Raw genomic sequence first — 23,920 nt, 5'->3', positions numbered from 1 at the left:
AGGAGAGCCGTTGTTGTCTGGCTCACCATGCAGTTCCACAGTTGCATGCAATTCTTACCGCAACCTTAAGAGACCCATAAAACGCGAGTGTACAAAGAACAGGCGTATTATTTAGATTTTTCCTTTGGGCGCTGTAGAGCAACTTGTACGCGTAATCCCCCGTTGGGGGCATCATCAAGCTGTAGCGTGCCGTTGTGGCGCATAACTAGCCGCTCAACGATAGAAAGCCCTAGCCCTGAACCAGCGCTAGGGCCTGCTCGCTGAAAGCGCTCCACTACTTTTTTGCGCTCATTGATCGGTATGCCGGGGCCCTGATCATCCACTATTAATTGAAAGTATTGCGGCGTCGTCGCTAGCGTAATGCTGATCACGCTATGATTCGGCGAGTGTTGAATAGCATTACCCACCAGATTTTGTACCAGGGTTTCAATGGCGCCTGGCTCTTCTAACATCAACCAATCTGCCTGTTCATCAGCGTTTAGCAACAACTGCTGTTCACGTTCAGCAGCCAATGGCGAAATTTTGGCCAACATCTCACGCACTTCACTCAGTAGGTTGGTGGTGCGGTACTCGGGTTGCGACTCATCTTCAGGCTCCAGGCGAGCAAGCGTTAACAGCTGGGTAACCAAACGGGTGCCCCTTGCGACGCCATCGCGCAGGTGGTTGAGAGCCTCTTGGCGATCTTTAACATTGTCAGCGATCAGTGCATTCTGGGCGTGTAGGTCAAGTACCGCTAAAGGAGTGCGTAGTTCATGGGCGGCATCCGCAATAAAGCGCTTCTCGCGCACGCGCATTATTCGGATCCGTTCTAACAGGCGGTTAAGCGCTCCGGCAATAGTGGCTAATTCTCGGGGTAGTGGGTTAAGCGTTAAGGGCTGTAAATTATGTGGATCACGACTGCGTATTTGCTCGGCCACACGCGAGAGAGGGGCTAGCCCCCAACCGATAGACCACCACAGCAGAAGGGTAAGTAGCGGAAGGCCAATCAAGTCGGGCATCAATGTACGCAGTGCAACCGCGCTTATAATATCGCCGCGCATATCTTCACGCTCGCTGACTACAATTCGCTGAGCGGTGCCGGTGACTTCAAGTACATAAAGGCGCCATTCGTACCCATCGATAAGCTGACTAGTGAACCCGTAAGGGGGATTGATTAGCGGCGACACGGGGGCGTTGGCTGAGCGCAGAAGGAGTCTGTCCCTTTCCCATAACTGAAATCCCAACTGGCTATCCTCGTGGTATTCTGCCAAGCGCCGGTCAGTTCTCGCCGCATTCGCATTCCCTAAGGCGTTTTCCAGGCTGTTGAGTAATACGTTACGCGCTTCTTCCGGCAGCGGGGCTTGCAGTAAGCCCTCTAATAAACGTGCGTTTTGCTCAAGGCTGGCATCGTACAACGCTTCAATTTCATGGGCAGCGTAGCGATAGCTGATAAAGCCAATCATCAGCATGCTAATACCAAACACCAACAGCGCCAGCCCTAGCGTGCGTTGGCGAATGGAACTCATGAGTGCCCATCCTGATCCGCTTTATCCATGACGTAACCAATGCCGCGCAACGTGCGAATTAGGTCAGGAAAGAATTTTCGTCGTAGGTGGTGCACATGTACTTCAATAGTGTTGCTTTCGACGTCCTCGTCCCAGCCATAAACCAAGCGCGTTAACGTATCGCGGGTGAACACTCGTCCAGGGTGGCTCATAAACTCTTGCAGTAATGTCAGTTCACGACGTGATAACACCACGGGTTGACCGTGATAACTAACACGCATGGTTAGCGGGTCTAGGTGAATACCGCGACACTCCAGGGCACTATTTACCTGGTCACTACTGCGGCGCAACAGGGCACGCAGGCGTGCTTTTAATTCAGCGACTTCAAACGGCTTGGTTAAGTAGTCGTCTGCACCTGCGTCCAACCCGGCGATACGTTCATCGACGGCATCCCTAGCGGTTAATACCAAAATGGGTACGCGATTGCCCTGCCGTCGAACGGCTTCTAACACTTGCATGCCATCCATGCGTGGCAGCCCCAGATCTAGAATAACCGCATCAAAGGGCTCGCCCTCCTTTAATGCAGCCAAGGCGGTAACCCCATCGCTAAGGTGGTCCACCGTGAAGTGTTCGGGTTTTAATGCCAAGCGAATGCCCGCGGCCAAGCTGGGATCATCTTCGACTAACAATATACGCATGGCAGGGTGCTCACTCCTATGGGGCTGCTGTTGCTTGGTACTTAAACCGTTAGATATTGAAAAAGTAGCATTAGAAGGTTCAGACCGTCAGGATGGGCGGTAGGTTAATAACGTAGCATGCTTTATCACTGCTTCGGAGTCTCGTCATTGGTTAAACCGCATCAGCGTCCTTTAAACTCCTTATCTGCTATTCCCTGCCCGCCAAGCCAGCGGCGCGAAGCATTGCTCTACTTAGCAGCAGCGCATGATTCTGCATTACAGTCATCGCTCAGTAGTGCTTTGAAGACAATGTCGAACGCACCAGAAGAAGCCTGGGAAGGATTGTGGGTAAGTTACACGGCTGGGCGACTGAGTGGCGCCATCTGGGTGCAGTGCTTACCCAGACAAATGGCCCAATTATGGTTGCCGTTACCCAGCGTAGCGGCTGAACATACCCACGCGCTGTTGCGTGCGGCATACCAATGGGTAACAACGCAGAATATGCGCCTATGCCACCTGACGCTATCGTCCCAGGCTACTGAGACAGAAGCACTGTTGAGTGAGCATGGCATGCAGCGCTTGGTCTGCTTGGAGCATTTAACTGGCAGCAGTCACCGCCGTTTAGCAATGAATGAAACGAGACCATTGTCACTGCAACCGTTTGCTGCGTTAACTCAAACGGAACAGTTGGCCCTTTTGGCCGCCGTGGGACACGATTCGCTGGATAGCCGTGCTCTGCGTAACGTACTCTCAGAGAACGAGTTATTAGCCGGCTTTTATCAGCAGGCTCCCCAAGCGCCACAATATTGGTATGCCGTGGATTATCAAGGCGTTACCGTGGGCGTTCTGTTGATGGCCCCCCATCCGGACTTAGAGCGATGGGAGCTTATGTTAATGGGGCTAGCGCCTGATTGGCGTGGTAAAGGCTTAGGCCGCTCGCTGTTAAATAAAGCCTTGGAGCTTGCCCAACAGTCAGGAGCACTTGACGTTGTGCTGGCGGTTGATGACGTCAATCTACCGGCCAAACGGCTGTACCAGCAGGCTGGTTTTGTGCGCTATGCACAGCAGCATTTATTAGCATGGAAAGGGGTGGAGCAAGGGACGAAGCATTAAGATAAGGCCTAAATAGCAGCCATTAGTGACATAGGCGCGCTTAGTAGCATTTTCTTGCGCTTTGCGTTGCCGTTATACTAGCACCAATACGCATGTCTTGGCGTCTCGGCGGTGCATCGTTGATGTTGGCGCTGCCGCGCACAGGGGTTGAGGGAAAACGTTTGATGACAATACTCAAGAGGTGGTGAGAGTGAAAGCTAAGCTGATCATGAGTGGGCTGGCGGCCCTCGGCGTCATGGCGGGCACAACAGGTGCTTACGCTCAGGACGCAGCACGTGATGCGATTGCCGAGCGTTTAGCGCCGGTAGGTCAACTCTGTTTACAAGGCCAAGACTGTGGAACAGCGGCGGCACCAGCAGGCGATAGTGCTAGCAGTGGCGGTGATATCGATGGTGAAGGTATCTACGGCAATGTATGTAGTGCCTGTCACGAATCCGGCGCTGCGGGTGCGCCTGTTCGCGGTAACGAAGAAGCTTGGGCTGAGCGTACCGAGCAAGGCTTTGCCACGCTGTTAGAGCATGCTATTAACGGTATTGGCGCAATGCCCCCTAAAGGTGGCAATCCTAACCTCTCTGATGAAGAGGTTGAAGCCGCGGTAGCGCACTTGGTCGAGCCGGTGATGGACGTGCCAGAATTAGGCGGCGGCGATGAAGCCGCTTCAGAAGAGGCAGCACCTGAAGAGGAAACTGCGGAACAGACTGCAGCCGCTGAAGATGGCGCTGCCTCTGAAGAGGGTGCTACTGCTGAGCAAGAAGTGGCGGCTAGCGAAGACGCCGCGAGTGAAGATGAGGCTTCCGCAAGTGACGAAGCAGCGAGTGGTGGAAGCGACCTGGACGGTGAATCGCTTTACGCAAGCGCTGGCTGTTCGGCGTGTCACGCAACTGGCGTAGCTGGTTCTCCGAAGCTGGGAGATGCTGATGCCTGGTCAGCGCGTTTGGAAAAAGGGGCTGATGAACTTTATGCCAGCGCCATTAACGGCATTGGCGCTATGCCCGCCAAAGGCGGCAACCCGAACCTTGCAGACGAAGAAGTGATGGCGATTGTTGATTACATGATGGCTGAAGCTGAATAAGCGACAGCAAGCAGTGAACGGTTAAGTAATTTATCCACAGGGTGATTTGGTCACTGCCCTGTGGATATTTCTTTTCTTAAAGCCTGTCTTTTAACGCTTTCCCCCTAATAACGTCCGCTTTATCACCCCAGCAGCGAACGCAGACCGGCGATAGCGTCTTTGCCTCGCGCCTGCTTCTGTTCAGGATTCTCTTTATCGGCACGACCTTCCCACTCCAGATCCTCAGCAGGCAGTTCTTCTAAAAATCGGCTCGGCTGGCAATCCATCAACTCACCGTAGGCTTTCCGCTGGCGGGCAAGTGTCAACGTCAGCGTACGCCGCGCCCGCGTAATGCCCACATAGGCCAGGCGACGCTCCTCTTCCACGGTGCCTACTTCAATGGCGTTGCGGTGGGGCAACAGGTCTTCCTCTAACCCCATCAAATACACATGCGGGAACTCAAGGCCCTTGGAGGCATGCATGGTGAGTAGTTGCACTCGATCCGAGTCATCCTCTTCTGCCTGCTGCTCCAGAATATCGCGCAGTACCAAGCGTGAAATAGCTGCTTCAACGCCGTCGGTTTCGGTATCGGTGGAGTCGGTACTTTCTTCGGGGTCGCGGTTAAGTGATTTTTCTAGTTGGTCGATCAAAATCCACACGTTGGCCATACGTCGCTCGGCCACCGTGGGCGCGCTGGCGTTCTGGTACAGCCACGCCTCATAATCCATATCCCGCAGCATATCGCGAATAGCGGCAATCGCATCGCCCTGATCCATGCGCTTGCGCACGCCATCAATAAAGTGGGTAAAGCGGCTCAAGCGCTCTGTCGCTCGGGTAGGCAGTACTTGCTCTAACCCTAACTCGTGGCAGGCGGCAAACAGCGATATCGAGCGCTCAGTAGCGTAGTTGGCGAGTTTCTCAACGGTGCCGGGGCCCACTTCACGGCGCGGCACGTTCACAATGCGTAAAAAGGCGTTGTCGTCGGCGGGATTAATCAGCAGGCGCAGGTAAGCCATAGCATCTTTAATCTCGTTACGCGAGAAAAACGACGTACCTCCAGAGAGCTTGTAAGGAATCTGATAGTGCTGCAGCTTCAGCTCCAGTAATCGCGCCTGAAAATTGCCCCGATAAAGCACCGCAAAGTCGCGCCACTCGGCCTTCTCTTTGATCCTGCGCGTGAGCATTTCGCTGGCAACCCGCTCGGACTCCGCCTCTTCATGCCGATTCACGATGACCCGAATGGCCGCACCGTCGCCCATATCCGACCACAGGGTCTTCTCGTAAACGTGGGGGTTATTGGCGATCAGCGTGTTGGCGGCGCGCAGTATCGTGGCGGTAGAGCGGTAGTTCTGTTCAAGCTTGATGACTTTCAGGCGAGGGAAATCTTCGCCTAGGGTAATCAGGTTTTCAGGCCGAGCGCCGCGCCAGGCATAAATCGATTGGTCATCGTCGCCCACCACGGTAAAGGTGGAGCGCTCCGCCATCAGTAGTTTCACCAGCAGGTACTGAGAAACATTGGTGTCCTGGTACTCATCCACTAGCATATAGTGGATTTTGCGCCGCCAACGTTCCAGCGCATCAGGATCACGTTGCAGTAGTACCACCGGTAGCAGAATCAGATCGTCAAAATCCACCGCATTGTAGGCTTTTAAATGGCGTACGTAGGCTTCATACACCCGGGCGGCAAAGTGCTCATCGTCATCGGCGGCAAACGAGAGGGCATCGCTGGGCAGTACCAAGTCATTCTTCCAGGTGGAAATTTTGCTCTGCACGGCATTGATCTGCTCGGCGTCCACCTGGGCGTCTTTGTTCATCAAATCGCGCAACAGCGCCTTGGCATCTTCCGGGTCAAACAGCGAAAAGCCCGGCTTGTAGCCCAGGGTTTTAAGCTCGCCGCGGATAATATTCAACCCCAGGGTATGGAAGGTGGAGACCGTAAGCCCGTGGCCCTCTTTGCCGTGGAGCATTTGGCCGACACGCTCTTTCATTTCCCGGGCGGCCTTGTTGGTAAAGGTCACCGCGGCAATCTTACGCGCGCTCATCCCGCACTCTTGCACCAGATAGGCAATTTTGGTGGTAATCACGCTGGTTTTGCCCGAACCGGCGCCCGCCAATACCAAGCAAGGACCATCGATGTAGCGCACGGCTTCCTGCTGGCGCGGGTTTAGCCCTTTAATGCGGCTAAGAATGTTCTTGGGCGTGGCAGGCGTCATGGCGTCGGTCATCCTCTACGAGAGTTGCTAGTCGGCTTCAAGTACGGTTTCAAGTACAATCAGCCGCTTGGCGAAGGCATAATAAACAGGCAGGTGGAGATGTTTGAAGTAGCGCTTTTTGAACCGCGCATGGCGCCCAATACGGGCAATATCATGCGCTTGGTCGCCAACAATGGCTGCCGTTTACACCTGATTGAGCCGCTTGGCTTCGATCTGGAAGAGAAAAAGCTGCGCCGCGCCGGGCTGGATTACCGTGATATCGACAACGTGACCCGCCACGCGGATTTTAACGCTTTTCAGCAGGCGATGCAGGGGCGGCGCATCTGGGCGATCACCACTAAAGGCACGCGCACCTACAGCGATGCCGACTTTGCCCCAGGCGATGTACTGCTGTTCGGCTCGGAAACCGGCGGGCTTTCACCCCAGGTGCACGAAGTGCTAGACGCTGAGCACAAACTGCGCCTGCCTATGCAGCCCAATAACCGTAGCCTGAACCTCTCCAACGCGGTGGCTATTGTGAGCTACGAAGCGTGGCGCCAGCAAGGCTTTGCTGGCGCAGGTTTTAGCTAACTAACTAGCAATCCCATAGCGGTCACGGTAAGCCCTGATGGCTTCGGCGTAGGCGAGCATTTCTCCACCGGCGTGCTCTTCCAAGTAAGTGAGTACTTGCTCTAAAGTGACGATACTGACGACCGGCATGGCGTACTGTGCTTGTACTTCCTGGATCGCGCTTTGCTCTCCTTGGCCGCGCTCCTGGCGATCAAGCGCTATAATGACGCCTGCGGCGCGGGCGCCGCTTTGCTCGATTAGGCTCATCACTTCGCGAATGGCAGTGCCCGCGGTAATCACGTCATCAATAATTAAAATATCGCCAGCCAGCGGTGCACCGACAATGTTACCGCCTTCGCCGTGGGTTTTGGCTTCTTTGCGGTTAAAGGCGTAAGGCATATCGCGGTCGTGATGGTCGGCCAGCGCCGCTGCGGTCACCGCTGCCAGGGGGATGCCTTTGTACGCCGGGCCAAACAGGACATCGGCGTTTAAGTCGCTATCGACAATCGCCTGGGCGTAAAAACGCCCCAGTTTGGCCAGAGCACGCCCGGTTTGAAACAGCCCGGCGTTGAAAAAATAGGGGCTAACGCGGCCGGATTTAAGCGTAAACTCGCCAAACTTAAGCACGCCTTGCTCAATGGCAAAGGCAATGAAATCGCGCTGATAGGGTTGTAGAGTAGTGACCACAGCATTCCTCACTAGGCGTTAGGTTTAAAACGGCACGAAAGCAACAATAAAAGGAGGGTAAATGGCAAGTTTTAGTAAGCGCCTTTACCCAAACGTCTAAACGTCGGGTATCATACAGCAGCGACGCAAAAGGGACGATTTATGAAAATTGCCAGCATCAATGTCAATGGTATTCGTGATGCCGTTGATCGTGGCTTCCTGGACTGGCTGGCTCAGCAGGATGTCGACGTGGTCTGCGTGCAGAACATCAAGGCAAAAAGTTTTGAACTGGGTGACCATATTCTGTATCCGGACGGCTATGAAGGCTACTTCCTGGATGCCGAAGAGGATGGTTTCTCCGGTGTGGCACTCTATTGCCGTAAAATCCCCAAGGCGATTATGTATGGCCTGGGGTTCCCTCAGTGTGATCATGAAGGACGTTTTCTGCAGGCGGATTATGAACGCTTCAGTATCGTCTCTTTCCTGATGCCTGACGGAAGTGACCAAAAAGCCAAACAGGCATTTATGGATCAGTACCAAGAGTACCTGACGAAGATGTCGCGTAAACGCCGCGAATATATTCTCTGTGGTACTTGGCATATTGCCCATAAAACCGTCGATTTGGCCAACTGGTCGGACAATCAACTGACCTCAGGCTTCCGCCCCGAAGAGCGCGCCTGGATGGATCAGGTGCTTGGCCCCACCGGGTTTATCGATACCTTCCGCGAAATTAACCGCGATGCAGGTGAATATACCTGGTGGCCGAAGCTTGACCAAGACGTGCCCCGTGAGCGCCAAGAAGGCTGGCGGATCGACTATCAGCTAGTCGGCCCCAACTTCCGCCGCCACGTGGTTGACGCGTGGATTGATTACGATGCGACCTTCTCCGAGTTCGCACCGCTGATCATTGAGTACGACCTAGCGCTATAAGCGCTAGACAACGCACTTTTCCCGCGTCGCCGTCTGTCAGTAGTAGTCATAAGCAACAAGCCGACTCTTGAGTCGGCTTGTTGCGTTGTAACGGGCTCAACGTTTAACCACGAATACCCAGCGCTTCGCGCTGATGGTCGCGCAGTGCATCACCTGCTTTCTCGGCCAAATCGAGCATACCGTTTAGTTCGGCACGGGTGAATGCGCCTGCCTCGGCGGTGCCCTGCACTTCGATCAGCTCGCCGCTTTCGGTCATCACTACGTTCAGGTCGGTATCGGCTTTGCTGTCTTCCGGGTAGTCCAGATCCAGCACCGGCACGCCTTTGTAAATACCCACGGAAATAGCGCTCACCAACTGCTTGAAGGGGTCGCTTTTAATCTTCTTCTCGCGCTGCAGGTAGCGAATGGCATCCATCAGCGCCACGCAGCCACCGGTAATCGCCGCGGTGCGGGTACCGCCATCGGCCTGGATCACATCGCAATCCACGGTAATGGTGAATTCGCCCAGCTTTTTCAAATTGACCGCGGCGCGTAGGCTCCGACCAATCAAGCGCTGGATCTCCAGCGTACGACCACCCTGTTTACCACTGGTCGCTTCTCGATTGCTACGCGAATGCGTCGCGCGGGGCAGCATGCCGTACTCTGCCGTTACCCAGCCCTGATTCTTGCCGCGCAGCCAGCGAGGCACCGTGGCTTCTACACTGGCATTACACAACACCTTGGTATCACCAAATTCCACCAGCACGGAGCCTTCCGCATGGCGGGTAAAATCGCGGGTCAGGCGAATCTCACGAAGCTGGTCAGGCTGGCGACCACTAGGGCGAACAACGTCAGGACGCTTAGCACTGCTCACAAATAGCACCTCTCACAATAAACGCATTACAAGGAAAAGCCGTCCATTGTACACGTCTGGGCGCATGCTGATTGGCCTATCGGGTAGACTGTTGGCAATGCCTTATAAACCGATATTCACTAATAGGATAAACCATGGCTGCTTTCCGCCGCGTACACAGCATGACCGCCTTTGCCCGCACCGAGCAGGCCGCCCCTTTTGGTACCTTGCAGGTTGAAATTCGCTCGGTAAACCAACGCTATTTAGAGCCTCACTTCCGCCTACACGAAAGCCTGCGTGACCTGGAGCCCGTGTTGCGTGAAGCGCTGCGCACCCGTTTGGCGCGGGGTAAAGTCGAGTGCAGCGTGCGGTTCGAGAGCGCCGACACCGCACAAGCGCCTGCGGTGAATGCCCAGCGCCTGAAAGAGATTGCCGATGCCCTGGCGGCCATTCAGCAGCAAGTGCCCAGCGCGGTGCCACCCACCACACTTGCGCTACTCAACCAGCCCGGTGTGATGGAGACTCAGCATCTGGACCAAGACGCCATCAAGGCTGCCGCCAAAGCGCTGTTTGATCAGGCCCTGAATGAGCTGATCGACGCCCGCGCCCGGGAAGGCGAGAAGCTTGCTGAGATGATCGCTACCCGTCTGAAGGCAGTCAGCGAACAGGTCGCCACCGTACGCAGCCTGCTACCGCAGATCCTGGAACGCCAACGCGCCCAACTGCTTGAGCGCCTGGAAGTCGCCAAAACTGAACTCGACCCGCAGCGCCTGGAAGCCGAACTGGTATTGGTGGCGCAAAAAGCCGATGTAGATGAAGAACTAGACCGCCTAACCGCGCATATCGAAGAAGTGCGTCACCAGCTCGCCCAGAAAGGCCCCAAAGGCCGCCGTTTGGATTTCCTGATGCAGGAACTCAACCGCGAAGCTAATACGCTCTCGTCCAAATCGGTAGTGGCTGAGACTACCCGCTGTGCGGTAGAGCTGAAGGTGTTGATCGAGCAGATGCGGGAACAGATTCAGAATATTGAGTGACGAAGTATTGGCCTTGCTGAATTGATAAAGACAATGCACCGCCCTTTTCAAACTAAGCCGATGAGCCAATGTGCGAGCACTTTGACTCGCATAGCCGCTGACGCTGTAGCTGTCTACTGAATTAGCTAATAGCCACCCCACATTGTTGTGGGGTACGTAATTCAAAAATGGCAAATACTAGCGCAATCGGTAAACGTATATTGATTGTCTTTACCAGAGGCAGATGTTCAAAGTTCAGTGGTTTATACATGCTAAAACTAATGGGCTTTGCGGGTGCGCAATCAGGTCCAGTGAGCTGCCTATGGCGAGCAGATTGCCTTTAAATTAGAACAGGTGTACGACCGCAGCTTCTCTGCTAACAACCTACGCTACATGCTGCGGCTTTGCCGAGGCGTGTGGATTGTCTCGACACTGTTGAGACAATTGTCATGGAGCAACTTTTTAGAGTCGACCTACTTAAAAGATACGCTTAAGCGCGACTTTTATAGCCAAATTTACGCGCAAGAGAGCTGGAGCAATTTCTATTGGAGCAGGCTTTAGATTTGTCGCATGGCAAAAAGCATCGACCTGCTGTTTAACAACCGCCGCCTGAAACGCCTCGTTGCCATCGACTTGAAACTGGGCGACAGTCGGATCCCGCGTGATCGCTGCAGTATTTGAGCGGGAGGGAAAAACACATTGACCACAAACTCCCCATCAATCTCGATGAACTGATGCCAGCGCACCTATAGAAGGCGAATGCATTGAGTACACAACTTGCTGGAACTTTGGTGTGATCATCTGCAACCGATGTGCCTAGCGAACCAGTTCGCAAATCTTGACGGCGGCTAAGTAGAGTGGTGATCGGTCAGGATCACTATGTCAGGTATTTTTTGCTCACGACGCCTATCAAACATTAAAGGCCTCTTGCTTCATGGTTTGCTCTGCTCGGCTGATGCCTAATCGCTGTGCAACCAATGGCCACTGGTTCACGGCATTTAAAACCTCATCGTAAATTTGCATTGCCTCGGTTTCAGTCAGCCTGAAGAAATCTTGCACTTCAAAGGCTAGCTGGTAGTCGAGCGCGTTGTCTGTATCGGTAATATTCAGGTGAAGGCCTTGCTTTCCCACAATAGGGTTTAAATCGTAAGCAGGTGATAGCTTCCAGCCTTTATCGGTTAACAGAAAGCCGTGATTACGCAAGTGGTCATCTGTGTTCGACACCGCAATGTTAAACACAATCCGTCGCCATAATTGGACAAGATCAGCTTTTGTTTGTGCGCCCTGATTAGAGAGAAACTCTGCGATTTCAAGATAACTAGCACCGTGCGAATGCTCACCATCGTAGTACTGGAGCTGCGTCATTGCGGATGAAAAATGTAGGCGTTTGTCACCCCTCCGGTCAAAGCGCTTGGTCAAAAAGGTATGGTGCTGAGTCGAGAATTTTCGGATCTCGCTTGGAAACATCTCAATACCGGCTGTTAAAGCGAGCTCATAACACACCATCTCCCACGCGCCGATATCGCAGGTGTCATTTAAATTTGGGAATTTAGCTATCCAAAGGTGATTTTGCTCGTCAGTAACACAAGCTTTTGGTCTTGCACCGCCCAAAGATGAGCCGGGAGAAATCAACATTTTCAACCACCGATAGTATTCATCACTGTTGATGTTATCGTCTTTTTCAATTTGGATGGCGGCATGCTCTAACTCGCGAAGCGCTGCCATGGGGGGCGCCGAAAATTCGGCATTGTTATCAAGAAAATGAGGTGAGTCTGGTCTTTTAAAGCGAATTCCGCCCATGCGATAGGAATCATGTACCCCAAGCAAATAATCGAGCTCCGTTAATCGATTACTCGGCCGAATACCTTTGCGATTTTCGATAGCCGCCCTGCGCTGCATCAAAATACGCCCCCAGCGATCTGGCGATGAATCTAAAAAGGCACGAAAGTTTTTATCGGCTTCGTCATTGTGAAACTCACCTGCATGCAGAGTCAGCAAGGGGTCAATTTGCAAACTGTAGCGGGATTTTAAAAAAGCGTTGTCATAGGCAAAACTAAATACGCCGCCACGGCTTGAGTCACTATAAGCCAATTGACCAATTAATAGTGGTTGCTCAATGGGATACCAATCCGCATAAACCTCTACCAACTCACGGCTCATTTTGAACCTTCCAGAAGTTTGATGTTTTGCAGTTTGATACCTAATTCGTCATGTGCGGCCACTTCAGAGAAGTTACTTTCCATACCCAACACAGCCATGATTTTCAAATAGGCACCAATTGCCACACCAGGATCGCCAGCAAACACCTTGTTCACGGTTTTATGATCAAAGCCTGTTCGCTCGCAGAGCATTTTTTTGGTCAACCCTCGTCGCTTCATTGCTAGCAACAAATCCTCACCAAAATGAGTGAGAATTTTGCGCTGCTTTGGAAACAGCACGCTGTGTAAGTTTCGCTTTGCCATACGATTACCATTAAAGGGACTATATTCCCATTTTTAAAAACATAGTGGGAATATAGTCCAACTTTAAAAAAATTCAAATCGTCGCACCAAGAAAAAGGACTATGTTCCCATCTTTTACATGATTGTGGGAATATAGTCCTAGTTAAAGACTCTCAAGCTTTAATTGATAGTTTCTTTTAAATACCAGTCGCGGGCTTGGGTATTCTTCACCCGCAGTAGGGTGCGATAGTGCGCCCAACTCAAAACGGTACGCACTGCGTTCCGTTTTGGAAAGCTCTGGTAAAAGTGGCGCATATTACGCAAGTTGGTGACATCAAAGTTCTTGCCCAGACAACCAGCGAACGGGGCTAGAGCGGTTCTTGTTTGCCATCGATGGAGAACTTCAACCTATGCCCACCCTACGCCATCTCACCTTAATCCTACTGCTCTGTGTGCTGGGTGCGCTACCTATCAGCGCCCAAGCAAACGACGCTACCTGGCAGGCGCTTAAGGAAGGCGGCTTGGTGATTCTCATGCGCCACTCCCTGGCCCCTGGCATTGGTGACCCGCCAGGGTTTGAGCGTGACCGCTGCGATACCCAGCGCAATCTCTCAACGGCTGGCCGTAATCAGGCTGAAGCCGCTGGCCGCGCGTTTCGTGAGCGAGATATTCCCATTGCGGCGGTGTATTCGTCGCGCTGGTGCCGGGCGCTGGATACCGCTGAGTTGATGGCGCTGGGGCCTGTAACGCTTACTCCCTGGCTGGATTCGTTCTTTCGTGGGCGCGGAGATCAGGAGTTCATCACCCAAACGGCTCAAGAGCAGATCGCTGCCTGGCAGGGGTCGGGCAATTTGTTGTTGGTCACTCATCAGGTCAATATCACCGCGTTGATTGGCGGCGGCGTTGGCTCGGGTGAGATGATCGTGGTGCGTCCAACGGATGATTCGTTTCGGGTCGTGGGGCGAGTACGCATTAGCGGCCAGTAATTTGCGTCTTCTCCACAGGAGCCGTTATAAAGTAAAAAGATTTAGGTTAGGGATTCGTTATGAAAGCCGTTGTTTTTGAGCAATTTTCCGCCCCGCCGACCATTCAACAACTGCCTGACCCCACCCCTGAGCCGCATGGCGTGGTGGTGAACGTCAGGGCGAACGGCGTTTGCCGCAGCGATTGGCACGGCTGGGTAGGGCATGACACCGATATCCAGCTTCCCCATGTGCCGGGGCATGAGCTTGCTGGCGTTGTGGAAGCCGTGGGTAAAGACGTCAAAAAGTGGCGCATTGGCGACCGCGTCACGGTGCCCTTCGTGGGCGGGTGCGGTACTTGCCCTGAGTGCTACTCGGGCAATCATCAGGTGTGCGATAGCCAGTTTCAGCCCGGCTTTACCCACTGGGGCTCCTTTGCCGAGTATGTAGGCATTCACTACGCCGACGTCAATTTGGTCGCGCTTCCTGAAACACTGGATTTTGCGACGGCGGCGAGTTTGGGTTGCCGGTTCGTCACTTCATTTCGGGCAGTGGTAGATCAGGGCAACACAGCGCCAGGCCAGTGGGTGGCGGTTCACGGCTGTGGCGGTGTTGGGCTTTCTGCTGTGATGATTGCCAATGCGATTGGCGCCAACGTGGTCGCTATCGATATTTCGGAAGAGGCGCTTAAGTTGGCCCGCCAATTGGGCGCCACTGTCACCGTGAATGCCGCTAAGGTAACCAATGTGGTCGAAGCGGTGGTGGAGATAACCCGGGGAGGCGCTCATGTATCGCTGGATGCGCTAGGCCATCCAATGACCTGCTTTAACTCCATCAGCAACCTGCGTAAACGTGGCAAGCATGTTCAGGTCGGGTTGATGTTGGCCGAGAACAGCACGCCCGCCATTCCCATGAGCAAGGTGATCGCCAATGAGCTTGAGATACTGGGTAGCCATGGCATGCAGGCGCATCGTTACGACGCCATGCTGGCGATGATCGAGTCGGGAAAGCTGGCGCCGGAAAAGCTGATCGGCAAATGCATCACGCTCGAGCAGTCGATCGATGCGCTGATGAATATGGATAAGTTCGCAGGAGCGGGGGTGACGGTGGTGACCGAGTTTTGAGGAAACCGCTCAGCTTGTTAATAACAATTTCCTGCAACGAAACGAGGCAAATTATTCGCTCCTCATCTGCCGCTGTAGGTTTTACGCTGGGGGTATTGATAAGGAGTGAGTAATGTCATCAGATACTAACCCAACCGTGCGCCGCGTGATCGCCCAGCATCCAGCCAAGCGCGATGATATTGGCGATTTAGTCACCCGGCGGCCGCTGCCGGGACCGCAGTTAGAGCAGCTCGATCCATTTCTGTTTTTGAATCATCACGGCCCACAGACGTACCCGGCCAATAACCGTGGATTGCCGTTTGGCCCGCATCCGCACCGCGGGTTTGAAACGGTCACTTTTATACTGGAAGGTTCGCTGGCGCATGCGGACAGCGCCAGCCATCAAAGTGTGATCCATGCGGGCGGCGTGCAGTGGATGACCGCGGGTAGTGGCATTGTGCATGCGGAAATCTCGCCGCCCGAGTTTCTGCGCGAAGGTGGCCCGCTGGAAATTCTGCAGCTGTGGGTCAACCTGCCAGCGAATCTGAAAATGAGCGAGCCGCGCTATGTGGGGCTGCAGCAGGCGGACATACCCGCCATTACGTTACCTGGCGGCAGTACGCTGAACCTGGTTGCCGGTGAGTGGCAGGATCGCGCCGGCCCTATCGAGTCATTAACCGGCGTCTTCATGTCGACGCTGCAGCTGTCTGCCGGTGCACATGAGCGATTACCCATTGCCCCAGGGCGGCAGGTGTTTCTTTACGTTGTAAAGGGTGATGTCGAAGTGAGCGGAGAGCCAGTTCAGCCTCACCATCTCATTGAAGTGGATCGCGACGGCGATTGCCTACTGATCGAAGCCAGCAGCGACGCTTGTCTACTGTTTGGCCACGGCGATGTGATCGATGAGCCTCTCTACTCACATGGCCCTTTCGTGATGAATACCCGCGAAGAGATCGTTCAGGCGGTCGACGATTATCAGAACGGCAAATTCGGCGGGCTGGATGCTTAATATTTAAAGCGGCTCGCCGCGGTAATAATGCCAAAGAAACAGCGAACCCACGCTGCGCCAGGGCGCCCAGTGTTCGACTAGCTGGCGCGCCTGTTTGGGCGTGGGTTTGTGGTCCATGCCTTTTAGGCGGCCCAGCGCTACTCGCAGGGCAAGGTCATCCGCGGGGAAGACATCCGGGCGCTTGAGCGAAAACATCAGATAGATTTCGGCGCTCCAGCGACCAAAGCCGCGCAGCGCGGTAATCGCCGTTATCACTTCCTCATCGCTAAGGTGCTCAAGCCCATCGGCGCTAAAGGTGCCAGCAAGCTCCGCCTCTGCAAGCCCTTTGGCGTACTCAATCTTGCGCCAGGAAAGCCCCGCATCGCGCAGCGCTTGGCTTTCCACTTCCATGACCGCTTTGGCATGCAATTCCGGTAGCAGCGTATTGACGCGGCCCATAATGGCGCGGGCGGCTTCGGTAGATATCTGCTGGCTAACGATAGTGGAGAAGAAGGTAGAGAAGCCTCTGTCGCGTTCGCGTGGCGAGGGGGCGCCCACCAGCGGCAGAGCGCGGGCGATATCTGGGTCGGCCTCGGCTAACGCCAGCATGGCCTGTTCGATTGTTTCGGGCGTCATGGCGACCTCGTGCTGGTTTGTTAAACAGTGTGTTAAGTGAGCCGCATATTAAGTGAGCATTGTGCCCAGACTCGTTGAGAAAGCTCAATGACGGCCAGGTACTTGGTTTAGGGGTCCTATGCATTTCGCTTGCTAACTTTTTAAACGCAGCGTGTTTCTACTTTCGTCTAATCCTGCGATCATTTAGCGCTAAGCGAGATACCCACAAGTACGGTATCCCAAGGAGATAAGCATGCAGAATTCGACAGCTTCGTCGTCCCAAGGGCTGGCGCGTAACCCGCGTTTGGCAGAGTTTGTGTTGGCGCTGGGTGGCTTTGGGATTGGCACTAGCGAGTTTGTCATTATGGGGTTGATGAACCGCGTGGCGGGTGATTTAGCCGTGACAGTACCCCAGGTGGGTTATGCCATTAGTAGTTACGCCTTGGGCGTGGTGGTAGGGGCGCCATTGATTTCAGCGCTGGCCGCGCGAGCACCCAGGCGGTTGCTATTAATTGTGCTGATGTTGGTGTTTGCGGTAGGCAATATTGCCAGTGCCATTGCACCGGGTTTTTGGTCATTCGTGGGCCTGCGTTTTCTGGCGGGCTTACCTCATGGGGCTTATTTTGGCATTGCAGCGTTGGTGGCGGCGGGAGCGGTGCCGGTCGACCAGCGGGCACGGGCTATCTCCCGAGTGATGATGGGCTTAACGGTGGCGATTCTGATAGGAGCACCGCTGGGGACCTGGACCGGCAATCTGTTTGGCTGGCAGATTGCGTTTGTGGGGGTCGGGGGCATTGCGCTGCTCACCGCGCTATTGATCAGGTTTTATGTGCCGATCCAGCCTGTGGATACGCTAGCCAGCCCCGTGCGTGAGCTGTCCGCGCTGCTTAAACAGCGGGTATTGGTCACGTTGGCACTCGCCTGCATCGGCTGCGGCGGGATGTTTGCTATTTTTAGCTATGTGATGCCAACGTTAACCCTGCAGGCAGGCATGAGTGAGGCGCTGGGGCCGCTGGTGTTGGTGATTTTTGGCTTGGGTTCTATCGCCGGTAACTTAATCGGCGGGCGCATGGCGGATAAAAATTTGATGCGCGCCATTCCGATTATTCTGCTGTGGTGCGGGGTGATTCAAGGGCTGTTTTACTTTGCCGCGAATAACGTTTGGACGGGGCTTTTGTTTGTCGGCTTAGTGGGGACCAGCATAGCGTTGGCGCCCTCATTGCAAACACGTTTGATGGATGTGGCCGAAGATGCCCAAACCATGGCGGCCTCGCTCAATCATGCGGCCTTTAACGGAGCGAATGCTTTAGGCGCGTGGTTGGCGGGGCTGGCGATCAGCGCTGGTTTTAGTTGGTCGAGTACGGGGTTAGTCGGTGCTGGCTTAGCGCTCTGTGGGTTGGTGATTTTTGCGGCTGGGCGCTGGCTGGAAAAGCGCACTTACAGCGCCGTGGCACAGCGTGCTTAGCTTTTTTAGTTATCGAACAGTGATAATTAACGTGGCAATTACGTCAAATTCTTTCTAGTGTGTAAGGGTTGCAACCCATATGGAGATGATCATGCAAACTCATTTATTCAAAACGACACGTATAGTGACTCTAGGCGCGTTGGTGGCGCTAACCGTCGGTTTGTCGGGCTGCGGCTCAACGACAGGTGAACGTACTGCTAGCGGTGCCGGTGTTGGCGCTGCCGTCGGCGCGGGTGCTGCCGCGGCAACTGGCGGTAGCGTAACCCAAGGTGCCGTTATTGGTGGTGGTGTAGGTGCTGCCACAGGCGCCGCCACGGATGAAGACGATGTTAGCCTCGACTAAGTAGTGCTGGTTGATTCGTTAACGACATAGCCGAAACCCGCGCATGCCCATGTGGAAGTGGTCTGCATGCGCGGCGTTGTAATCCGGCCCCAATACATTGCCAAAGGTATTGCAGGCACCATCACGCGCGGCTCGTAAAAACTCTCCCGTTTCGCCTTCATCATCCCAGTGATTGATCAGGGTAACGCGCTGGCTGTTTTCAAACACAAACCCCACAACATCCAGCGCTTCGGCGGTGGCGTGTTCGCTACGCCTACCGGTTTCACGGCCATAGACATTGCGGCAGGCAAAGCTGCCCACATGGTTGACCTGGCTCACTCGGCTGCCCATTATTTCCTCTGCAGCAGGCTGTAATGCGTGCCGCTCATACATTACCCATGCCAGCGCCATAGGGCAGGACGCTACAAAACTTTGATTAAATGCAACGCCACTAGACTGCATGCGCACGATGTTGGACAGCGGGCAGCTTGCCGTAGGTGAGTAATCCGCCAATGGTGTGTAATGCAGTTCACCTCCGGGAACCGTATCTAACGCAGCTAAACAGCCAGCACGATCATCCGCCAAGCGGTTTAGCTTGAGTTGAGTGACCGGCGTGATGGGGTCATCAATGTGCAGCGGTGCCCAGGGCGCCCAGTGGCGGGGAATCTCGATAATGCCTTTTTGTAGGGCTACGCCCAATGCAATCAGGCCTAAAATAAAAAGCGTACTGCGCATGTCTACCTCCGTGTATGTCACCGCCAACGCTACAGTCATCGCGATGGGTGTGCGATACTGCGCAGCCTTGCTGCTCTGCTGCAGTCGCTCTACTTATTTTCATGGCTTATTGTCGCTAACTGAAGGGAAAGCGCTTCATGTCCCAAGGTACGCTTTTTATCGTTTCTGCCCCGTCGGGTGCAGGCAAGACTAGCTTGGTACGCGAGCTAATTGAAAGCCTGGATGGGATTCAGGTTTCTGTGTCGCACACCACGCGCGCCAAGCGCGAGGGTGAGGTGAATGGTGTGAATTATCACTTCACTGATGTGGCTGAGTTTGAAGCGATGATCGCGCGTGGTGAGTTTTTTGAATATGCCAACGTCTTTGATAACTACTACGGCACCTCGCGTAAGGCAGTAGAGGCATTATTGGCAGCAGGGCAAGACGTCATACTAGAGATCGACTGGCAGGGTGCCCAGCAAGTGCGTGATCAAATGCCTGAAGCGGTGTCGATTTTTATTTTACCGCCTTCGCGCGATGAGTTGGAGCGGCGCCTCGCGAGCCGCGGCACTGATGAGCATGCGGTGATTGCCCGACGTATGCGCGATGCAGTGAGTGAAATGACCCATTATCATGAATATGACTACTTGGTAGTGAATGATGACTTCACCACGGCGCTGCAGGAATTACAGTCATTGGTGATCAGCCGACGCTTAAGCCGCCCGGTAATGAGCGAGCGCCACGCGCCGCTATTAGCTGCGCTCTTGTCACAGGCGCCTGCGGTCGAGTAATCTATTCGGTTCTACTGTGTTTTTAGTACAGTTCTAAATGCGTTTTTTCGCTGGGTCGGCGCCGTTGGCTTTTTTATAACGGTGTCGGCCCGGTTCCGTCATAACAGGAAGGCTCCCATGGCTCGCGTAACCGTTGAAGATTGTCTTGATAATGTTGAAAACCGTTTCAAGCTGGTGATGATTTCCACTCAGCGTGCTCGCCAGCTGGCGCGCGGGTCTCGTGATGCGCTACTGCCGTGGGAAAATGACAAGCCCACCGTGATGGCACTGCGTGAAATTGCCGCAGGCTTGGTTGATCATACGGTGCTGGACGAGCCCGTTGAAGCCGCTGTCCGTCCGCGTCCCGCGATGGCACCAACTCATATCGACGACTAACGTTTACTACGACACCGATAGAGGCGCGGTAGATGTTTACCATTGATGACCTGGCCGATCGACTCGGCGGCTATTTACCACCGGATGAAATCCAGCAGGTCAAACGTGCCTTTTATTACGCTGAGCAGGCCCACGATGGTCAGCGGCGGCGCTCCGGCGAGCCTTACGTTACCCATCCGCTCGCGGTAGCGAATATTCTTGCCAATATGCACATGGATCATCAAAGCCTGATGGCTGCCATGCTGCATGACGTTATCGAAGACACCGGCGTTTCCAAAAAGGCCCTTGAGGCCCAGTTCGGCAAACCGGTGGCCGAGCTGGTAGATGGGGTATCCAAACTTACCCAAATCACCTTCGAAGATAAAGCCGTTGCTCAGGCAGAAAACTTCCAGAAGATGGTGCTGGCGATGTCGCGCGATATCCGCGTCATTATCGTCAAGCTTGCCGATCGGCTGCATAACATGCGCACGCTGGGTGCGCTGCGGCCAGATAAGAAGCGCCGCATCGCCCGTGAAACATTGGAAATTTACGCGCGTATTGCCGGTCGATTGGGTATTAACACCATCCGCATTGAGCTCGAAGATCTCTCCTTTCAAGCGATTCACCCGATGCGTTCAGAGCGCATTAAGCGTGCGGTTGCTAAAGCGCGAGGGCACCGGCGCAGTGCCATGCGTGAAATCCAGTCGTCGCTGCAAAAAAGCCTGGATGATGATGCCCTTAACGGCACGGTGATTGGGCGGCAAAAGCATTTGCTGTCGATTTATAAAAAGATGCGCGACCAGCGTAAGCCCTTTGCCGAAATTATGGATGTGTTTGGTTTTCGCATCATCACCGAAGACGTGGCCAGTTGTTACCGTATTCTGGGCGTAGTACATAACCTTTATAAGCCAGTGCCGGGACGTTTTAAAGACTATATCGCGATTCCTAAAGCTAACGGCTACCAGAGCCTGCATACGACGTTGTTCGGTTCCCGCGGTATGCCCATCGAAGTACAGATACGCACCCGCGAAATGGAGGCTATGGCCAATAACGGCATCGCCGCTCACTGGCTTTATAAGGCGGGGCAAACTTCTCATCCGATTGCCGAGGGTAGCCATGCCCGTGCTCGCGCCTGGGTGAAGGGCCTACTGGAAATGCAGCGCCATGCCGGCGACTCGTTAGAGTTTATCGAACACGTTAAAAATGACCTTTTTCCCGACGATATCTACGTGTTTACGCCCAAAGGCGACATTATGGAACTTCCTCAGGGAGCTACCGTAATCGACTTCGCCTACACCGTGCACACGGATATCGGCAATAACTGCATTGCATGTCGTATCGATCGCCACTTGGCGCCGCTCTCAACGCGTTTAGAGAGTGGTCAGACGCTGGAAATTATCACCGCTCCCGGCGCACGACCTAATCTCGCCTGGCTTAACTTTGTCACTACGGCGAAGGCGCGCTCGGCGATCCGTCATGCGCTTAAACATCAGCAGCAGACCGAAGCGGTCATGCTGGGACGGCGGTTGCTCAATAAAGCGTTAGCGCCGTTCGACACCAGTCTGGAAGAACTCGATGAGAGTGTACTCAAACGTGCCTTTAAGCAGTTGGACGTCTCCTCTGAAGAGTCGCTGTTAGAGTCGCTGGGCTTAGGGAACCGCATGACTCATGTAGTGGCGCGTCGGTTAGTGGATGCCGCGCACGGCGACAATTACGAACAGCAAAATGCGGGTGAGGGGAGTCGGGCAGTAGTGATCAGTGGTAGCGAAGGCATGGTGATTAGTTTTGCCCGTTGCTGTCATCCGCTGCCAGGCGACCCTGTGGTGGGCCATCTTTCTGTGGGCAAAGGCTTGGTCGTTCACCGCGCCGAATGCAAGAACGTTACTGATAAGAACGATCCCGATAAACTCTTCACGCTTGAGTGGTCGGACACCATTGATGAAGATTTTCCGGTGGCGCTGCGTATCGAAATTGAGAGCCGCCGAGGATTGGTCGCCGAGCTTGCCGGGCTGGTCACCGATGCCGATGCTAATATCGAACGGATTGGCATTGAAGAGCGCGATGCCCACCTTTCCACCGTCAATCTAACACTGTCAGTGAAAGGCCGTGTGCACTTGGCACGGATCATTAAACGCATCCGTAATTTACCCAGCGTTAGCAAAATTACCCGACTCGCCAACTAACACCGAACACAACGACATGCTGATAACAAATCGGCAGCAATTGCTATTTATAAATATTAAGTAATTAAGCAATATTCATTAAGGAGCGAAACACCGCATGAGCAATAAAGCCGTTATCAACACCAGCAAAGCCCCCGCTGCGATTGGTCCTTACTCCCAGGCCATTAAAGCAGGTAACACGGTTTATCTCTCCGGGCAGATCCCGCTAGATCCCACGACCATGGCGATTGTCTCCGAGGATTTTGAAGCTCAAGCACGCCAAGTCTTCACTAACTTGCAAGCAGTGTGTGAAGAAGCGGCGGGCTCGTTAAGCGATATCGTGAAGCTGAATTTATATTTAGTGGACTTGGATAACTTTGCGATCGTTAACCAAGTCATGGAAGAGTTCTTCACCGCTCCTTTCCCCGCCCGTGCTGCCGTCGGTGTAAAAGCGCTCCCCAAAGGCAGTCAGGTAGAAGCTGAAGCGGTTATGGTCATTGGCGATTAAGCCAATCTGGCCTAGGCCTTATTGACCTCTAGAAAGCCGCCCTCTTTGAGCACCTGTGCATACCCTTCACGGTAGCTGGGGAAGCGAAACTGGTAGCCAGTGCCGATAATGCGCTGGTTATCACACCGTTTGCTGGTACGGCGACGCAAAGGAGACTGCATCGTTTCTGAGGCCTCTACGTTCAATTGCTTGGCCAGCCACATCATCACGTTGTGCATGGTAACGGGTTCGCAGTCGCTACCTAAGTAAATGTCCGCCAGTGTTTCGCCGCTTTCCTGATAGCGAATCAAGTGCGCAATAATGCCGGTGCAGTCGTCGCGGTGAATACGATTGGAGTACACCACTGGCGTGATTGCGGCCACACGGCCCTCAGCCACCTGATGAATCAGCCGGTCGCGGCCCGGGCCGTAAATGCCTGAAAAACGAATCACTGTACCGGGTAGCGAATGATTAATCAGCGCCTGTTCCGCTTCACACATCAGCGTGCCAGAGAAGCTGGTCGAATCGGGGGGGGTCTCCTCGTTAACGACTTCGCCTTCCTGTTGGCCATGCACGCTGGTCGATGAGACGAAAAACACTCGGCGCGGGGGCGTCTTGTGTTGTTCCATGATACGCAGCACGCGCTTTAACCCTTCTGGGTAGGCGGCTTGATAGGCGCTCTCCTCGAAACGATCAGCGCTGACGGTGTAGACGACATAGTCGGCTTGGGGAAGGCTGCTGGGTTCGGCGTCTTCGAGGTCGTTTAAATCCAACTTTAGCGGTTTGATACCGGTGCCTTCCAAAGCCTCGACATTGCGACGTAAGCCAATCACCTGGTGCCCTTCCTCAAGCAACTCACGCCCAAGGTTGATCCCAATATCGCCACAGCCGATAATCAGTACGGTTAGCTTCACCGTGCTCACTCCTCTTGATTAATATTCCCTATTAGATGCAAAGTCTCTACCTAATGTGACATTGTCGCTTTAGA

The 23,920-nt window shown here is 54.0% G+C and carries 26 protein-coding genes; 15 read left to right on the top strand and 11 right to left on the bottom strand.

Annotated features, from left to right (window positions below; translation table 11 throughout):
• Window positions 1–107: 107 nt before the first annotated feature.
• On the bottom strand, window positions 108–1,505 hold the full coding sequence (locus tag ACW44H_RS19400) for an ATP-binding protein (RefSeq protein ID WP_457506107.1): 1,398 nt from the start codon (window positions 1,503–1,505) through the stop codon (window positions 108–110).
• Window positions 1,502–2,182 carry a response regulator transcription factor gene (locus tag ACW44H_RS19395; RefSeq protein WP_457506106.1) on the bottom strand — a complete coding sequence of 227 codons (681 nt, stop codon included), beginning with the start codon at window positions 2,180–2,182 and terminating at the stop codon, window positions 1,502–1,504. The genes ACW44H_RS19400 and ACW44H_RS19395 overlap by 4 nt, the downstream gene beginning before the upstream one ends.
• Window positions 2,183–2,470: 288 nt before the next feature.
• Here ACW44H_RS19395 and ACW44H_RS19390 point away from each other — a divergent pair, with 288 nt between their 5' ends.
• Window positions 2,471–3,274 (top strand): GNAT family N-acetyltransferase, encoded by an 804-nt coding sequence (locus ACW44H_RS19390; protein ID WP_457506105.1) that lies wholly within the window; start codon window positions 2,471–2,473, stop codon window positions 3,272–3,274.
• Window positions 3,275–3,464: 190 nt separating this feature from the next.
• Complete coding sequence (locus tag ACW44H_RS19385; protein ID WP_457506104.1) at window positions 3,465–4,346, top strand: c-type cytochrome; 882 nt, start codon at window positions 3,465–3,467, stop codon at window positions 4,344–4,346.
• A gap of 122 nt (window positions 4,347–4,468) precedes the next feature.
• Here ACW44H_RS19385 and rep read toward each other — a convergent pair whose 3' ends face one another.
• Entirely contained in the window at window positions 4,469–6,538 is a 2,070-nt protein-coding gene (rep, locus tag ACW44H_RS19380) for a DNA helicase Rep (RefSeq protein WP_457506103.1), read from the bottom strand.
• 99 nt (window positions 6,539–6,637) lie between these two features.
• Between rep and ACW44H_RS19375 the strand changes: the two genes are divergently transcribed.
• On the top strand, window positions 6,638–7,108 hold the full coding sequence (locus ACW44H_RS19375) for a tRNA (cytidine(34)-2'-O)-methyltransferase (RefSeq protein ID WP_457506102.1): 471 nt from the start codon (window positions 6,638–6,640) through the stop codon (window positions 7,106–7,108).
• On the opposite strand, the gene pyrE is transcribed toward ACW44H_RS19375, so the two are convergent.
• Window positions 7,109–7,774 (bottom strand): orotate phosphoribosyltransferase, encoded by a 666-nt coding sequence (gene pyrE / locus ACW44H_RS19370; RefSeq protein ID WP_457506101.1) that lies wholly within the window; start codon window positions 7,772–7,774, stop codon window positions 7,109–7,111.
• 141 nt (window positions 7,775–7,915) lie between these two features.
• Here pyrE and ACW44H_RS19365 point away from each other — a divergent pair, with 141 nt between their 5' ends.
• On the top strand, window positions 7,916–8,683 hold the full coding sequence (locus tag ACW44H_RS19365) for an exodeoxyribonuclease III (protein WP_113270179.1): 768 nt from the start codon (window positions 7,916–7,918) through the stop codon (window positions 8,681–8,683).
• A gap of 103 nt (window positions 8,684–8,786) precedes the next feature.
• Here ACW44H_RS19365 and rph read toward each other — a convergent pair whose 3' ends face one another.
• Window positions 8,787–9,536, bottom strand: coding sequence for a ribonuclease PH (gene rph, locus ACW44H_RS19360; RefSeq protein ID WP_457506100.1), 750 nt, complete (start codon window positions 9,534–9,536; stop codon window positions 8,787–8,789).
• Window positions 9,537–9,670: 134 nt separating this feature from the next.
• Between rph and ACW44H_RS19355 the strand changes: the two genes are divergently transcribed.
• Together ACW44H_RS19355 and ACW44H_RS19350 are read left to right on the top strand one after the other, a co-directional pair.
• Window positions 9,671–10,549 (top strand): YicC/YloC family endoribonuclease, encoded by an 879-nt coding sequence (locus tag ACW44H_RS19355; protein ID WP_457506099.1) that lies wholly within the window; start codon window positions 9,671–9,673, stop codon window positions 10,547–10,549.
• Window positions 10,550–10,882: 333 nt separating this feature from the next.
• Complete coding sequence (locus tag ACW44H_RS19350) at window positions 10,883–11,089, top strand: DUF1016 N-terminal domain-containing protein (protein WP_457506098.1); 207 nt, start codon at window positions 10,883–10,885, stop codon at window positions 11,087–11,089.
• A 348-nt stretch (window positions 11,090–11,437) separates the two neighbouring features.
• Here ACW44H_RS19350 and ACW44H_RS19345 read toward each other — a convergent pair whose 3' ends face one another.
• The 3 genes from ACW44H_RS19345 to ACW44H_RS19335 form a co-directional block, all read right to left on the bottom strand.
• Window positions 11,438–12,688, bottom strand: coding sequence for a type II toxin-antitoxin system HipA family toxin (locus tag ACW44H_RS19345; protein ID WP_457506097.1), 1,251 nt, complete (start codon window positions 12,686–12,688; stop codon window positions 11,438–11,440).
• Window positions 12,685–12,990: a helix-turn-helix domain-containing protein gene (locus ACW44H_RS19340; RefSeq protein ID WP_457506096.1), complete on the bottom strand. Its 306-nt coding sequence runs from the start codon at window positions 12,988–12,990 to the stop codon at window positions 12,685–12,687. The genes ACW44H_RS19345 and ACW44H_RS19340 overlap by 4 nt, the downstream gene beginning before the upstream one ends.
• Before the next feature lie 159 nt (window positions 12,991–13,149).
• Window positions 13,150–13,284 carry a DUF1016 N-terminal domain-containing protein gene (locus ACW44H_RS19335; protein WP_457506095.1) on the bottom strand — a complete coding sequence of 45 codons (135 nt, stop codon included), beginning with the start codon at window positions 13,282–13,284 and terminating at the stop codon, window positions 13,150–13,152.
• A 95-nt stretch (window positions 13,285–13,379) separates the two neighbouring features.
• On the opposite strand from ACW44H_RS19335, the gene ACW44H_RS19330 reads away from it, so the two are divergent.
• The 3 genes from ACW44H_RS19330 (at window position 13,380) to ACW44H_RS19320 (ending at window position 16,043) form a co-directional block, all read left to right on the top strand.
• Window positions 13,380–13,955, top strand: coding sequence for a histidine phosphatase family protein (locus ACW44H_RS19330; protein WP_457506094.1), 576 nt, complete (start codon window positions 13,380–13,382; stop codon window positions 13,953–13,955).
• 59 nt (window positions 13,956–14,014) lie between these two features.
• Window positions 14,015–15,055 carry a zinc-dependent alcohol dehydrogenase family protein gene (locus tag ACW44H_RS19325; protein WP_457506093.1) on the top strand — a complete coding sequence of 347 codons (1,041 nt, stop codon included), beginning with the start codon at window positions 14,015–14,017 and terminating at the stop codon, window positions 15,053–15,055.
• Window positions 15,056–15,167: 112 nt separating this feature from the next.
• Window positions 15,168–16,043 carry a pirin family protein gene (locus tag ACW44H_RS19320; protein ID WP_457506092.1) on the top strand — a complete coding sequence of 292 codons (876 nt, stop codon included), beginning with the start codon at window positions 15,168–15,170 and terminating at the stop codon, window positions 16,041–16,043.
• A gap of 3 nt (window positions 16,044–16,046) precedes the next feature.
• Here the strand turns inward: ACW44H_RS19320 and ACW44H_RS19315 are convergent, their stop codons facing one another.
• Entirely contained in the window at window positions 16,047–16,658 is a 612-nt protein-coding gene (locus tag ACW44H_RS19315; RefSeq protein ID WP_457506091.1) for a DNA-3-methyladenine glycosylase family protein, read from the bottom strand.
• A gap of 232 nt (window positions 16,659–16,890) precedes the next feature.
• Between ACW44H_RS19315 and ACW44H_RS19310 the strand changes: the two genes are divergently transcribed.
• Window positions 16,891–18,102: an MFS transporter gene (locus ACW44H_RS19310; protein ID WP_457506090.1), complete on the top strand. Its 1,212-nt coding sequence runs from the start codon at window positions 16,891–16,893 to the stop codon at window positions 18,100–18,102.
• Window positions 18,103–18,193: 91 nt separating this feature from the next.
• Complete coding sequence (locus ACW44H_RS19305; protein ID WP_457506089.1) at window positions 18,194–18,445, top strand: hypothetical protein; 252 nt, start codon at window positions 18,194–18,196, stop codon at window positions 18,443–18,445.
• 18 nt (window positions 18,446–18,463) lie between these two features.
• Here ACW44H_RS19305 and ACW44H_RS19300 read toward each other — a convergent pair whose 3' ends face one another.
• Window positions 18,464–19,159: an extensin-like domain-containing protein gene (locus ACW44H_RS19300; protein ID WP_457506088.1), complete on the bottom strand. Its 696-nt coding sequence runs from the start codon at window positions 19,157–19,159 to the stop codon at window positions 18,464–18,466.
• A 137-nt stretch (window positions 19,160–19,296) separates the two neighbouring features.
• Between ACW44H_RS19300 and gmk the strand changes: the two genes are divergently transcribed.
• The 4 genes from gmk to ACW44H_RS19280 all read left to right on the top strand — a co-directional run bounded on the left by gmk (window position 19,297) and on the right by ACW44H_RS19280 (window position 22,953).
• Window positions 19,297–19,929 (top strand): guanylate kinase, encoded by a 633-nt coding sequence (gene gmk, locus ACW44H_RS19295; protein WP_113270170.1) that lies wholly within the window; start codon window positions 19,297–19,299, stop codon window positions 19,927–19,929.
• A 117-nt stretch (window positions 19,930–20,046) separates the two neighbouring features.
• The gene (gene rpoZ / locus ACW44H_RS19290; protein ID WP_113270169.1) at window positions 20,047–20,304 is read left to right on the top strand and encodes a DNA-directed RNA polymerase subunit omega; all 258 of its coding nucleotides are present in this window, start codon (window positions 20,047–20,049) and stop codon (window positions 20,302–20,304) included.
• 32 nt (window positions 20,305–20,336) lie between these two features.
• Window positions 20,337–22,466, top strand: coding sequence for a RelA/SpoT family protein (locus tag ACW44H_RS19285; RefSeq protein ID WP_113270168.1), 2,130 nt, complete (start codon window positions 20,337–20,339; stop codon window positions 22,464–22,466).
• Window positions 22,467–22,563: 97 nt separating this feature from the next.
• A complete protein-coding gene (locus ACW44H_RS19280; RefSeq protein ID WP_113270167.1) occupies window positions 22,564–22,953 on the top strand; it encodes a RidA family protein in 390 nt (129 codons plus the stop codon).
• Between the two features lie 11 nt (window positions 22,954–22,964).
• Here the strand turns inward: ACW44H_RS19280 and ACW44H_RS19275 are convergent, their stop codons facing one another.
• On the bottom strand, window positions 22,965–23,846 hold the full coding sequence (locus tag ACW44H_RS19275) for an SDR family oxidoreductase (protein WP_457506087.1): 882 nt from the start codon (window positions 23,844–23,846) through the stop codon (window positions 22,965–22,967).
• Window positions 23,847–23,920: the final 74 nt, after the last annotated feature.

The organism is Vreelandella sulfidaeris Esulfide1 (assembly GCF_054072535.1).
The sequence above is the reverse complement of the archived record's forward strand: the minus strand, read 5'-3'. Positions and strand labels throughout refer to the sequence as shown.

What these genes read in the sequence shown, in the direction of transcription:
- ACW44H_RS19400 (WP_457506107.1), bottom strand. Translation starts at nt 1,505, where the DNA reads ATGAGTTCCATTCGCCAACGCACGCTAGGGCTGGCGCTGTTGGTGTTT.
- ACW44H_RS19395 (WP_457506106.1), bottom strand. Translation starts at nt 2,182, where the DNA reads ATGCGTATATTGTTAGTCGAAGATGATCCCAGCTTGGCCGCGGGCATT.
- ACW44H_RS19390 (WP_457506105.1), top strand. Translation starts at nt 2,471, where the DNA reads ATGTCGAACGCACCAGAAGAAGCCTGGGAAGGATTGTGGGTAAGTTAC.
- rep (WP_457506103.1), bottom strand. Translation starts at nt 6,538, where the DNA reads ATGACGCCTGCCACGCCCAAGAACATTCTTAGCCGCATTAAAGGGCTA.
- ACW44H_RS19375 (WP_457506102.1), top strand. Translation starts at nt 6,638, where the DNA reads ATGTTTGAAGTAGCGCTTTTTGAACCGCGCATGGCGCCCAATACGGGC.
- ACW44H_RS19365 (WP_113270179.1), top strand. Translation starts at nt 7,916, where the DNA reads ATGAAAATTGCCAGCATCAATGTCAATGGTATTCGTGATGCCGTTGAT.
- ACW44H_RS19355 (WP_457506099.1), top strand. Translation starts at nt 9,671, where the DNA reads ATGGCTGCTTTCCGCCGCGTACACAGCATGACCGCCTTTGCCCGCACC.
- ACW44H_RS19345 (WP_457506097.1), bottom strand. Translation starts at nt 12,688, where the DNA reads ATGAGCCGTGAGTTGGTAGAGGTTTATGCGGATTGGTATCCCATTGAG.
- ACW44H_RS19340 (WP_457506096.1), bottom strand. Translation starts at nt 12,990, where the DNA reads ATGGCAAAGCGAAACTTACACAGCGTGCTGTTTCCAAAGCAGCGCAAA.
- ACW44H_RS19335 (WP_457506095.1), bottom strand. Translation starts at nt 13,284, where the DNA reads ATGCGCCACTTTTACCAGAGCTTTCCAAAACGGAACGCAGTGCGTACC.
- ACW44H_RS19330 (WP_457506094.1), top strand. Translation starts at nt 13,380, where the DNA reads ATGCCCACCCTACGCCATCTCACCTTAATCCTACTGCTCTGTGTGCTG.
- ACW44H_RS19325 (WP_457506093.1), top strand. Translation starts at nt 14,015, where the DNA reads ATGAAAGCCGTTGTTTTTGAGCAATTTTCCGCCCCGCCGACCATTCAA.
- ACW44H_RS19320 (WP_457506092.1), top strand. Translation starts at nt 15,168, where the DNA reads ATGTCATCAGATACTAACCCAACCGTGCGCCGCGTGATCGCCCAGCAT.
- ACW44H_RS19315 (WP_457506091.1), bottom strand. Translation starts at nt 16,658, where the DNA reads ATGACGCCCGAAACAATCGAACAGGCCATGCTGGCGTTAGCCGAGGCC.
- ACW44H_RS19310 (WP_457506090.1), top strand. Translation starts at nt 16,891, where the DNA reads ATGCAGAATTCGACAGCTTCGTCGTCCCAAGGGCTGGCGCGTAACCCG.
- ACW44H_RS19305 (WP_457506089.1), top strand. Translation starts at nt 18,194, where the DNA reads ATGCAAACTCATTTATTCAAAACGACACGTATAGTGACTCTAGGCGCG.
- ACW44H_RS19300 (WP_457506088.1), bottom strand. Translation starts at nt 19,159, where the DNA reads ATGCGCAGTACGCTTTTTATTTTAGGCCTGATTGCATTGGGCGTAGCC.
- gmk (WP_113270170.1), top strand. Translation starts at nt 19,297, where the DNA reads ATGTCCCAAGGTACGCTTTTTATCGTTTCTGCCCCGTCGGGTGCAGGC.
- rpoZ (WP_113270169.1), top strand. Translation starts at nt 20,047, where the DNA reads ATGGCTCGCGTAACCGTTGAAGATTGTCTTGATAATGTTGAAAACCGT.
- ACW44H_RS19285 (WP_113270168.1), top strand. Translation starts at nt 20,337, where the DNA reads ATGTTTACCATTGATGACCTGGCCGATCGACTCGGCGGCTATTTACCA.
- ACW44H_RS19280 (WP_113270167.1), top strand. Translation starts at nt 22,564, where the DNA reads ATGAGCAATAAAGCCGTTATCAACACCAGCAAAGCCCCCGCTGCGATT.